At 59.8% G+C, this 316-nt stretch carries 1 pseudogene; it reads right to left on the bottom strand.

Annotated elements, in window-relative coordinates:
- Window positions 1-206: pseudogene (locus tag B1964_RS29575) on the bottom strand (HNH endonuclease); the annotation flags it as partial.
- Between the last annotated feature and the right edge of the window lie 110 nt (window positions 207-316).

Genomic DNA, 316 nt, shown 5'->3' with positions numbered 1-316 from the left:
CGGTCGGAGAATTCGACGATCTGCCGATCACCTTGGACGGTGACGCGGGTGATCAACTGTTCGGTGGACTGAGCGACGGTGACCAGGTCGTCGTTGGACAGCCCGGTCAAATCATCCGACGCCAGCGCATCAACCACACGGTGGGCGAGGGCGAGTTTCTGGGTGGTCGACAAACCGGACACGTCGGGCAGTGCGGCGTCGACCATCATTTCTCACCCCCCGGCGCTAGCGAACGCGTGTTTGCGTGATGTTGTGTTCGAGTGTATGCCGGGTTTGTCGGGTTGGCAAGAGGTTGTCGAAAGTTTTTTCGGGTGAG

Origin of the sequence: Gordonia sp. i37 (assembly GCF_002043085.1) — a bacterium.
Lineage (GTDB): Bacteria > Actinomycetota > Actinomycetes > Mycobacteriales > Mycobacteriaceae > Gordonia > Gordonia polyisoprenivorans.
The sequence above is the reverse complement of the archived record's forward strand: the minus strand, read 5'-3'. Positions and strand labels throughout refer to the sequence as shown.